At 49.3% G+C, this 3226-nt stretch carries 3 protein-coding genes; all 3 read left to right on the top strand.

All coding sequences use genetic code 11. The features are described 5' to 3' along the window. Nucleotides 1-478, top strand: a 478-nt coding sequence (locus Q0231_RS11900; protein ID WP_299347820.1) for a DUF2855 family protein, incomplete at its 5' end; no start/stop codon positions are given. 307 nt (nt 479-785) lie between these two features. Next, nucleotides 786-2297: an aldehyde dehydrogenase family protein gene (locus tag Q0231_RS11905; protein ID WP_269393270.1), complete on the top strand. Its 1512-nt coding sequence runs from the start codon at nt 786-788 to the stop codon at nt 2295-2297. Nucleotides 2298-2326: 29 nt separating this feature from the next. Next, nucleotides 2327-3226 (top strand): pyridoxal phosphate-dependent aminotransferase (locus tag Q0231_RS11910; RefSeq protein ID WP_299347821.1); only part of this gene is annotated, 900 nt, incomplete at its 3' end.

Genomic DNA, 3226 nt, shown 5'->3' on the forward strand with positions numbered 1-3226 from the left:
TTCTGAAGTTAATAGACACTTTGTCGAATCATTAGGCTGCTATCAACAAGTAGTGAATTATGAGCAAATATCAACGTTAGACGCAAATATCACCTCTATCTTAGTAGATATGGCCGGTGGTAAAACAACACTAACGACTATCCATAACCACTTCTTAGACAAACTCAATTATTCTTGTCGCATTGGCGCAACTCAACATCAAGACATTAATATTAATGACGCTCATAGTTTAGATGTTTTACCCGGGGTAAAACCTGAATTCTTTTTTGCGCCCACACAATTAAAGAAACGTTCAATTGAATGGGGTGTAGGCGATACAATGAAGCAACTAAACCTGTCATTGCTAAAATATATTGAATTTTGTCGCTCAATAATAACCATTGAACACACAAAAGATATCAATCACCTTGATGCAATTTACCAACAAGTGCTAGCTGGTAAAGCAGACGCATCGACAGGACAAATTGTGTCGTTATAAAAAATTCACCCTAATAAATGATCTGAGTGGCTCGATAAAAAGGGTCCCATCTTTTTGCATGAGGCAATTATGGAAAATATTGAGTCAAGCACTTGAAAGTAAAGGGTATCAACCCACAATCAAGTAATGAAAAATCATTGCTTCTTTAGGGCATTTCATTGCTTTATCATGAGAAATACGAATTTAAAAGGCCAAGCCAACCCCATTCGTCCAATGTGACATCGGGCGCAAAGCCAGCCATTTCAACACAGATAGCAGTCCACCTCAGACCGGCGGATTGCCTCGTCACAAAATTTTGGAGCCAATGATGAGCGTCAAAGATCAAACCAAAGACCTGTTGCAAAAACTCGGAGTCGATGTTGCGGCCCTTGAAGGCGGCGATTTGGCCGTCAACACGCCAACAACCGGCGAAGTCATTGCCAATGTGAAATTGGCCAGCGCCGATCAAATCTCAGCGCAAATCGATAAAGCTCATGACGCGTTTAAAGTTTGGCGCAAAGTGCCAGCCCCCCGTCGCGGTGAATTGGTGCGTTTGCTTGGCGAAGAACTGCGCTTGCATAAGGACGAGCTTGGCCGTTTGGTCTCTATTGAAGCGGGTAAAATCCCTTCTGAAGGCTTGGGCGAAGTGCAAGAAATGATCGACATTTGCGATTTCGCAGTTGGTCTTTCCCGCCAATTATATGGTTTGACCATTGCAACCGAGCGCGCTGATCACCGCATGATGGAAACATGGCACCCCTTGGGCGTTGTGGGCATCATCTCAGCGTTCAACTTCCCCGTGGCTGTTTGGGCATGGAACGCCGCTCTTGCTTTGGCATGTGGCAATGCAACCATTTGGAAGCCATCTGAAAAAACTCCTTTGACCGCTATGGCTTGCCAAGCGATCATGGACAAAGCTTTAGCCAAATTTGGCGATGCGCCTGAAGGCTTGGCCACCATGTTTGTGGCGGATCGTGTTGGCGGCGAAGTGATGGTTGATCATGAAAAAGTGGCGCTGGTTTCTGCCACCGGTTCAACCCGCATGGGCCGCGAAGTTGGTCCGCGTTTGGCCAAACGTTTCGCCCGTTCAATTCTTGAACTTGGCGGCAATAACGCCGGTATCGTTTGCCCATCTGCTGACCTTGATATGGCCGTGCGCGCCATTGCTTTTGGCGCCATGGGTACTGCGGGGCAACGCTGCACATCAACCCGTCGTTTGTTCGTGCATGAAAGCATTTACGACACACTCGTGCCGCAACTCAAAAAAGCCTATGAGGGCGTTTCAATCGGCAATCCATTGACTTCTGATGCGCTGGTTGGCCCACTGATCGACAAAGACGCTGCGTCCAACATGGAGAAAGCCTTGGCGGCTGCGAAAGCTGCTGGCGGCAAAATTGTTGGTGGCGAACGGGTCGATGTTGAAGGCAATGAGGGTGCTTATTACTACCGCCCAGCTGTTGTTGAAATGCAAACTCAGTCTGGCCCAATGTTTGAAGAAACATTTGCCCCAATCCTTTATGTCGTGAAATACACAGACTTTGACGACGCGATTGAAATGCAAAATGCGGTTGGCGCGGGTCTTTCTTCAATGGTCTTCACCCTGAACGTACGTGAAGCAGAAAACTTCTTGTCCGCTTCTGGTTCAGATTGCGGCATCGCAAACGTTAATATCGGCACATCAGGTGCGGAAATTGGCGGCGCGTTTGGTGGCGAAAAAGAAACTGGCGGCGGTCGTGAAAGTGGCTCAGACGCATGGAAAGGCTACATGCGCCGCGCCACAAACACAGTGAACTATGGCACCGAATTGCCATTGGCTCAGGGCGTTTCTTTCGATATCTAATAGGCAACCGCATTTAAAGAGCATCTGACATGAACGCCCCAATTCAATCACCGTCTAGTTTTCGACGTGCAAACCGTATCTCTGACATTTCGGTGTCAGAGATCATCAAAATTTCAACCCGCGCCCGCGAGTTGAAAGCTGAAGGCAACCCGGTGATTATTCTGGGCGCTGGCGAGCCAGATTTTGACACGCCAGACCATGTCAAAGATGTCGCCCACAAAGCCATTGATGCGGGGATGACAAAATATACCCCGCTCGATGGCACGCCTGAGTTAAAGCTTGCCGTGTGCCGCAAATTGGCACGCGGCAATGGGCTCAAATATGAGCCAAAAAACATCTCCGTGTCTGCTGGCGCAAAACAGGTTCTTTATAACGCCTTCATGGCCACGCTGAATGATGGCGACGAGGTGGTGATACCGACCCCATTTTGGACCACCTACGCCGACATCGTGCGCATTTGCGGCGGTGTGCCCGTTTTGGTGCAATGCCCGGGGGACGCAGGGTTCAAGCTGCAACCCGACCAGCTTGAAGCTGCAATTACCGATAAAACCCGGTGGTTGTTGCTCAACTCACCAAGCAATCCCACAGGCGCCGCCTATAAGGCTGAAGAACTGCAAGCCATCACCGATGTGCTGCTCAAGCACCCCCATGTGTGGTTGATGAGCGACGATATTTACGAGCACATCATTTATGATCATTTCCAGTTCGTGACCCCCGTACAAGTGGAACCACGCCTTAAGGACCGTGCGCTGATCATCAATGGCGTGTCAAAATCCCATGCCATGACTGGCTGGCGCTTGGGCTTCGGTGCTGGGCCAGAAGAGTTGATCCGCGCCATGGCGGTTATTCAAAGCCAGGCCACCTCGTGCCCCTCCTCAATTTCCCAAGCCGCTGCCATTGAAGCGCTGGATGGTGACGAAACATTTCTT

Source organism: uncultured Maritalea sp. (assembly GCF_937139385.1).
Classification (GTDB): domain Bacteria; phylum Pseudomonadota; class Alphaproteobacteria; order Rhizobiales; family Devosiaceae; genus Maritalea; species Maritalea porphyrae_A.